The sequence below is a fragment of the Corynebacterium spheniscorum genome, assembly GCF_900113445.1.
Classification (GTDB): Bacteria; Actinomycetota; Actinomycetes; order Mycobacteriales; family Mycobacteriaceae; genus Corynebacterium; species Corynebacterium spheniscorum.
On record NZ_FOPJ01000015.1, the window covers coordinates 59,800 to 66,744 of the forward strand.

4 protein-coding genes are annotated in these 6,945 nt (G+C 57.4%); 1 reads left to right on the forward strand and 3 read right to left on the reverse strand.

Annotated features, from left to right (window positions below; translation table 11 throughout):
* Positions 1-3 precede the first annotated feature (3 nt).
* From BMZ01_RS09835 to trmB, 3 genes are read right to left on the reverse strand one after another with little or no spacing between them, the layout of a single operon-like run.
* A complete protein-coding gene (locus BMZ01_RS09835) occupies positions 4-2,421 on the reverse strand; it encodes an MMPL family transporter (RefSeq protein ID WP_092286917.1) in 2,418 nt (805 codons plus the stop codon).
* A 50-nt stretch (positions 2,422-2,471) separates the two neighbouring features.
* Positions 2,472-3,137: an NYN domain-containing protein gene (locus BMZ01_RS09840; RefSeq protein WP_092286919.1), complete on the reverse strand. Its 666-nt coding sequence runs from the start codon at positions 3,135-3,137 to the stop codon at positions 2,472-2,474.
* Positions 3,137-3,952, reverse strand: a complete 816-nt coding sequence (trmB, locus tag BMZ01_RS09845; RefSeq protein ID WP_092286921.1) for a tRNA (guanosine(46)-N7)-methyltransferase TrmB — start codon at positions 3,950-3,952, stop codon at positions 3,137-3,139. Before trmB ends, BMZ01_RS09840 begins: the two co-directional genes overlap by 1 nt.
* An 842-nt stretch (positions 3,953-4,794) precedes the next feature.
* On the opposite strand from trmB, the gene BMZ01_RS09850 reads away from it, so the two are divergent.
* The gene (locus BMZ01_RS09850) at positions 4,795-6,624 is read left to right on the forward strand and encodes a phosphoenolpyruvate carboxykinase (GTP) (protein ID WP_177180150.1); all 1,830 of its coding nucleotides are present in this window, start codon (positions 4,795-4,797) and stop codon (positions 6,622-6,624) included.
* The last annotated feature ends 321 nt before the right edge of the window (positions 6,625-6,945 follow it).

Below are 6,945 nucleotides of genomic sequence, written 5' to 3' on the forward strand. Positions count from 1 at the left end.
GTGCTATTCCAATTCCCGGCGCTTCTCGGCCTCCAGGCGGCGCATTAATTCTTGGAAGGGCACCAACTCGGCATCCTCCTGCACCGAACGCCCCGAACGCGTGGCATGCTTTTCCACCACCACTTCGTCAATGCTGAGCTCGCGGTTGGGGAGCTCTCGCCAGAATTCCGCATCCTCTTCGGTGGCCACAATATCGGCACCTGCTGGGGTGGTATCCTCCGGGATCTCGGCCTGCGCGGGCACACTGATGGCGGGCTCCTTCGGCCGCGGACGCTGCTTATCTAGCCGCGGGCTACCGGCCCCTTCATGGTGGCCCAACGCCAGGTAGGCGCGGCGCACGAAGCGCGGTGCCCACCAGTTATCCTCGCGCAGCAGATGCATGACGGCTGGAACCAACATCATGCGAATAATGGTGGCGTCCAGGAATAGCGCGGCAATCATGCCAAAGGCAATGTATTTCATCATCACGATCTCGGAGAACCCGAAGGCCCCGCACACCACAATCATGATCAACGCCGCAGCGGTAATAATCCCACCGGTATGCGCGGTGCCATAACGGATCGCATCATCGGTACTGCTGCCACGATCCCTCGCCTCCACCATGCGGGATAATAAGAACACCTCATAGTCGGTGGAAAGCCCATAAATAATGGCCACGATCAGCACCAACACCGGGCTCATTAATGGCCCCGGGGTGAAGTTGAAGATTCCGGAACCTACGCCATCAACAAACATCAGCGTCAAAATGCCTAAGGTGGTGCCCATCCCCAGGATGGTCATAATCACGGCTTTAGCTGGCAAAACCATGGAGCCGAACACCAAAGACATGAGGATGAAGGTGGCGATCACAATATAGATCGCCATCCACGGCAGCCGCTCAAAGAGCGCCTCAATGGATTCCACCTCCAGCGCTGGGGTGCCGCCGATGTACACCTTCACCCCATCGGGCACATCCAGGTTGCGTAGGTCCTGGATTACCCGCTCATTATCTTTTCGATCCGCAATGCCAGCGGAAAGCACCGTGGTGCCTTCCTTAGTAGCCTGCGAGGGGCTAAAACGTCCGGTCAGCCCCGCCACTTGGTTGGCCTGTTGATACACCTGCACCAGCTGCGCATTATCGGCGTTGGTGACCACCAACTTGATAGGTTCGGTACGGAACTCCGGGAAGTTCTCATCAAACTCCGCCTGGGTTTGACGCACCTGATTAGTGGGCGGCAAATAGGTTTCATTAATCCCGCCGAAGCTAATCTTCGCCAGCGGCAACGTCAGCCCCAAAAGCACAATACAAATACCCAAGGTCACCGTCTTGGAATACTTCATCGCGAAGCTTGGGATCTTCCACCACAGGGTGTCCTGCATCCGCCGCGCGCGCCGCGAGGTTCGTCGCACCGCCCAGCGATCAATATTTTTACCCAAGATCCCAAAGAGCGAGGGCAGCACCGTCACCGAAAGCAAGGCCGCTAAGCCCACCGCACTAATCGCGCCATAGGACACTGACTTTAAGAAGGCCTGCGGGAATACCAAGAGCCCCGAGAGCGCCACCGCCACCATCCCGGCGGAAAACACCACGGTCTTCCCGGCAGTAGCGGTGGTGGTGGCCACTGCTCTTTCGATGGGCTGCCCGCGGTCCATTTCTTCGCGGAAACGCGAAACCATAAAGAGCCCATAGTCAATGGCCAAACCTAGGCCCAAGAGCGTGACCACGGATTGTGCAAACACATTTACCTGCACAAACCCCGCCAATACAGAGAGCACACCCAAAGAGCCCAAAATAGAGAGCACCCCAACCACCAGCGGCATGGCTGCGGCCACCACGGAACCAAAAACAATGAGCAGCAGTACCGCTACCGCCGGGAGGGCATAAATCTCGGCGCGGGAAATATCCCCAGCCATGCCCTTATCTAGGGCATCGGCCACCGCAGTGGCACCGGCTACCTCGGTTTTCACCCCGCTGATTTCCGGGATGAGGTCTTCTTCTACCAGTCGGAAGTCTTTGAGGGTTTGCTCCCCATCCCCTTTGAGCCCAATGGCGGCAAACGCCAGGGTTTTATCCACGTTCGCTAATTTCGCATTGTGAGTATCAAAGTAGCTGGTCACATGGTCAATCTGATCCGGGTGCTGTTGCCTTAAGCTCTCTAGGTGCTTTAAGGCTGCGCTTTGGATTGCGGGGTCATCGAGGTGGTGGCCATCCTCGGCGCGATAAAGCAGAATCACATCACCATTGGAGTCCCGCCCAAAGGTGTCTTGTTCAATGCTGGCCGCCAGGGTGGAATCCGAATGCGGATCATCCCATCCTTCTTGGCTTAGCCGCCCATCTAAGCGCAGCCCAAAGGCAGCATAAAGCCCCAGGATGCCCAACAACACAATGATGGGGACAACACGGCGATGTCGATAAGCGAATAAACCCCAGCGTTCAAACACGGGTTTCGAATCTCCTCTATCGGGCGGGGTGAAGCACAGGTGTAGGCGGGCTACTTGCTAAGCGCAGCAAGCGGCCGGAAAGGCTGGAGCCAAGCACCCATATCGGGCAGTTGATCCAGGTTAACGCGCGGCAAGGGTTCGCGGAAGACCCCAGGGATCTCCTCTAAATCCACAAACTCAAGTGACTCCGAGGCTACCGCCCAGGCGGCATGCTCGTGGAACCCCAGCACCGTCACCGGCAACCCGGCGGCCGCCAGTTCCTCTAAATCATCCTTAAAATTCTGCCCATCAGCGCTGGCCACCACCACGCCGCGCAGCACACCTTCACCATGGCGGCGCCGAATATGCGCCAACATATCCGGATCCACATCGGTGTCTTCTTGGAGCTTCGGCTTCGCAAATACCGCGAAACCCACATTCCGCAGCGCCTCCACCCAGGGGCGAATCATGTCGGCAGATCCTGGAATCACATTGGTAAATACCGTGGCTTCTGGGACCAGCTCTTCGCCGAGTTCCTTCGATAGCGCTTCACCGCGGTCCAGGAGCCAACGCCCTACCGCATCAAAACGTGGGCGATAGTTGGAGGTCGGGCGCCCTCCTAAAATAGAGCCTAATCCCATATCCAGGTTCGGGGCATCCCACACCAGCAATAAGGTATCCGGCCCCGGCTGCGCGCCCGGCGCATAGGGGTGGACGTAGCTACTCACGTCGTTCATTATTGTCCTCTCCTCGAGGAAATTTCTTCAGCATCGGCACGCTTTTGCCATAAGAATTCGGTGATCGTGTGCTCCAAGTTCAGCCCACGGCCCTCAAATTTCGTAATGACTTGGCGATCAACTAATTGTGGGCATTCCGGCCAAGGCCAGCCCTTATATTCCAAAAGTGGCTCAACCTCCGCTAATTCACGGATCCATTCCGCATAATCAGCATGGTCTGTGGCCACATGTAAAACCCCACCGGGTTTTAGCCGCGTGGCAATTAAATGCAGCGGCCCAGATTGAATAATACGGCGCTTATGGTGCCGCGCTTTCGGCCAGGGATCCGGGAAGAAAATCCGCACCCCATCCAAAGAATTCTCCGGGAACATGCGATTGAGCACTTCCACACCATCACCGCGCACCATCCGAATATTGTTCACGCCCCCGCGCACCGCGGCGCCCAAAAGCTTCGCCAGCCCGGGCTTATATAACTCCACGGCCACAATATTGGTATCGGATTCCAGCGGCGCCATCGCCACAGTTGAGGTACCCGTCCCAGAGCCGATCTCCACAATCGTGGGGTGCCCACTGCGCCCAAACCACTGATCCACATCAATGATCTCATCTTCCAAAACCCTGCCCATGCTGGGCCAATACTCATCCCAGAGGGCTTGTTGGTTATCGGTCAACGTGCCGCGGCGGAAACTCACCGACCCCAGGCGCGGATAATCCAACCCATCATCAAAGGTGGATTGAGGCCGCCTGCCAGCCGGCAAATCTCCCAATCCACGCGCCTTATTCTCAGAACTATGGGGACTATTATTTTTAGACATCAGGGTTATTGTTCCCGCGTCGCCTCCACATTTCAATTACCCCGCGTTCAGGGCTTCCTCAGCGGCGGGCTTTAGTCGAGATCGGCTTCCCTTAGCTCCGCGCTCCCCGGCAGGTTTCAGCGTCCGCGGGCAGAGCATCACCTCTTTAGTTCCTGGGGCCCGAGTAGCCCGGCACTAAGGTGCACCCGCGCTACGTAGTTGTACACCGCACGCCACAGTGCGTGCCACTATCGCCCAAAGCTCACGAAAACGACCATACTGTGCTCAAAGAGACACCGAAATAGTGAGAGTTGCCTCACGAATCAAGGAGAGATGGGCAACATTGTCAGCTGTGTATTCGCGCTGATAAGGGGAAGAAGTGGTCCCCGGAGCGGGGGAGGGGCAACTTCATCCTCCTTCCTGCTATTAAGGCAAACCTGCCTAGTGTGCCATTTAGCGCCACCGCCGCCACGCCAGAAGAAAGCCCGATCCGACTTATCCGGAATGCTGCCAGGTGGTGGGTATTTTCCTGACCCTCATAAAGCACACATCTGGTGGCTTTGCGCCACAGTAGCGAGGTGATCTTTAAGGTTATTGCGGCGCTGAAGTTCAACAGCTTGAAGACCAAGCCGAAAGTCCGGAAAGCTGCCCGAATGATCATAAACCCCCTATCTGGGGGGAATATGCTGCCTGCCTTCGACATCATTTCTGCCAGTGGTTTCCGGTGTAGCGCGGCGAATTCCTTCATAACTCAGGTAGACACCACCAAGAATTGCGTTTCTAAACAGTGCCGCAGATACCTCAATCTCATTAGGCTTGATGGTGAGAACTCGAACGAGTGCCTTTCACGTACAGGAGAGATAATGACTGCTGAGATCAAGGGCCTGGTCGGCCCCGCGCCCACTAAAAACGAGGCGCTGCTGCAGTGGATTGCCGACGCCGTCGAACTTTTCGAACCGGAGTCGGTGGTTTTTGCCGATGGTTCCCGCGAAGAGTGGGATCGGCTCGCCGCCGAACTCATCGAGGCCGGCACCCTGATCAAGCTGAATGAGGAGAAGCGCCCCAATTCCTACCTGGCGCGCTCCAATCCCGCCGACGTCGCCCGCGTCGAGTCCCGCACCTTCATCTGCTCGGAGAAGGAAGAGGACGCCGGCCCCACCAATAACTGGATGGACCCGGAAAAGATGAAGGCCGAGATGCTGGAGCACTTCAAGGGTGCTATGCGTGGCCGCACCATGTATGTGGTGCCCTTCTGCATGGGCCCCATCAGCGACCCGGAACCCAAGCTCGGTGTCCAGCTCACTGACTCCGCCTATGTGGTTATGTCCATGGCGATTATGACCCGCATGGGTAAAGAAGCCCTGGACAAGATCGGTGAGCACGGCGATTTCGTGCACTGCCTGCACTCCGTCGGCGCCCCGCTGGAGCCCGGTCAAGAAGATGTGCCCTGGCCCTGCAATGAAACCAAGTACATCACCCAATTCCCGGACACCAAGGAAATTTGGTCCTATGGTTCCGGCTATGGCGGCAACGCCATTCTCGCCAAGAAGTGCTATGCCCTGCGTATCGCTTCGGTGATGGCCAAGGAAGAGGGCTGGATGGCTGAGCACATGCTCATCCTCAAGCTCACCGATCCGGAAGGCAAGACCTACCACATTGCCGCCGCCTTCCCCTCTGCTTGCGGTAAGACCAACCTGGCGATGATCACCCCGAATATCGAAGGCTGGACCGCTGAGGTTGTCGGCGACGATATCGCCTGGCTGAAGTTCCGCGAGGATGGCCACCTTTATGCCGTCAACCCGGAGAATGGTTTCTTCGGTGTTGCCCCCGGCACCAACTACTCCTCCAACCCCATCGCTATGCGCACTATGGAGGCAGGCAATACCCTGTTCACCAACGTTGCGCTCACCGATGATGGCGATGTGTGGTGGGAAGGCCTGGAGAATAAGCCGGATCACGCCATCGACTGGAAGGGCCGCGAGTGGACCCCGGATACCGATGAGCTGGCCGCACACCCGAACTCCCGCTACTGCGTGCCGATTGCACAATGCCCGGTCGCAGCCCCCGAGTTCAATGATTGGAAGGGCGTCAAGGTTGATGCCATTCTCTTCGGTGGCCGCCGCCCCGACACTGTCCCGCTGGTAACCCAAACCTTCGACTGGGATCACGGCACCATGGTCGGCTCCCTGCTGGCCTCCGGCCAGACCGCTGCTTCTGCAGAAGCTAAGGTCGGCTCCCTCCGCCACGACCCCATGGCCATGCTGCCCTTCATCGGTTACAACGCTGGTGACTACCTGCAGCACTGGATCGACATGGGCAAGAAGGGCGGCGACAAGATGCCGGCCATCTTCCTGGTCAACTGGTTCCGTCGCGGCGATGATGGCCGCTTCCTGTGGCCTGGCTTCGGCGATAATGCCCGCGTCCTGAAGTGGATCATCGATCGCATCGAAGGCCGCGTCGACGCCAAGAAGACCGTGGTCGGCTACACCGCCAAGGCTGAAGACATTGACCTCTCCGGCCTGGACATTGACATCGCAGATGTTCGCGAAGCCCTCACCGCTCCGGCGGAGCAGTGGGCTGCGGACCTGGATGACAATGAAAAGTACCTGGAGTTCCTTGGCCCCAAGGTTCCCCAAGAGGTGCACGATCAATTCGCTGCTTTGAAGCAGCGCATTAAGGAAGCGCACCACTAAGGTCTAAAAAACCTCCTCTCAGAGCACCGTGGCAAGAAGCAAATAACTTCTTGGCACGGTGCTTCTGTCTGCTTGGGGTGTGGTGGTTTTCGGCATCGCTGATTGCTCGAGTGGGCTCATGGCTAACCTTCGGGGTTGGTTAGCCTGGGCCTTACTCGAGCTGCGCCCTGTTTTTTAGAAGGGTGGTTCTTCGGGGAAGGGGTCTTTTTCTGAGGTTTTCTTTTCGTTTTTTGTGGTTTGTTGTTGTTTGATGTCGTTTTGGAGGTCTTTGACCCATTGGGGGGTGTGGTTGTTGTGGTTGGAGAATCCTTTCGGTGGCCG

Coding starts and splice junctions, on each gene's coding strand:
- BMZ01_RS09850 (WP_177180150.1), top strand. CDS start 4,795: ATGACTGCTGAGATCAAGGGCCTGGTCGGCCCCGCGCCCACTAAAAAC.
- BMZ01_RS09840 (WP_092286919.1), bottom strand. CDS start 3,137: ATGAACGACGTGAGTAGCTACGTCCACCCCTATGCGCCGGGCGCGCAG.
- trmB (WP_092286921.1), bottom strand. CDS start 3,952: ATGTCTAAAAATAATAGTCCCCATAGTTCTGAGAATAAGGCGCGTGGA.